2 tRNA genes and 1 rRNA gene are annotated in these 685 nt (G+C 42.5%); all 3 read right to left on the bottom strand.

What is annotated here, in order from left to right:
- Nucleotides 1-190: 190 nt before the first annotated feature.
- A tRNA-Ala gene (locus tag NBG71_RS18650) sits at nucleotides 191-266 on the bottom strand.
- A gap of 158 nt (nucleotides 267-424) precedes the next feature.
- Nucleotides 425-501: transfer RNA gene (locus NBG71_RS18645), tRNA-Ile, on the bottom strand.
- A 71-nt stretch (nucleotides 502-572) separates the two neighbouring features.
- Nucleotides 573-685, bottom strand: a 16S ribosomal RNA gene (locus tag NBG71_RS18640); the annotation flags it as partial.

The following is a 685-nucleotide window of genomic DNA, read 5'->3' as shown; positions in this document are numbered from 1 at the left end:
ATTTTGCTCGCATATCCTTTCTGAAGAGTATTTTCAGATTTGAGATTTTGAGAGACTCATCAATATACCTCGGTGATATATTGATTTGTTTTCAATTTTTCAGCTTGTTCCAGATTGTTAAAGAGCAAAATAATTCGCAGTATACTATTGCTAATATACTCTGAATTATTATTTTATATTCAAGAGATTATGGTGGAGCTAAGCGGGATCGAACCGCTGACCTCCTGCGTGCAAGGCAGGCGCTCTCCCAGCTGAGCTATAGCCCCATAATGCATTCTTTAATACCGTTTTGTTTCTCAGGTTTCTTTCTTATTGGAAGTGTTCCTTTAAGTAAGAATTGAGCCAATCGCAGTGAGACAAGGCGTGAAGTCACGAAGTTTACATCAGTAAACGAGTGATTTCACAACGCAGTATCAATACGATTTGGTAGGCCTGAGTGGACTTGAACCACCGACCTCACCCTTATCAGGGGTGCGCTCTAACCACCTGAGCTACAAGCCTATACCGGTATTTCTGCTCGTTCTTCATCAGACAATCTGTGTGAGCACTACACATAATACGTATCTCTTAGGTAAGGAGGTGATCCAACCGCAGGTTCCCCTACGGTTACCTTGTTACGACTTCACCCCAGTCATGAATCACAAAGTGGTAAGCGCCCTCCCGAAGGTTAAGCTACCTACTTCTT

This window comes from Proteus sp. FZP2095 (assembly GCF_023701425.1).
Lineage (GTDB): Bacteria > Pseudomonadota > Gammaproteobacteria > Enterobacterales > Enterobacteriaceae > Proteus > Proteus cibarius.
The sequence above is the reverse complement of the archived record's forward strand: the minus strand, read 5'-3'. Positions and strand labels throughout refer to the sequence as shown.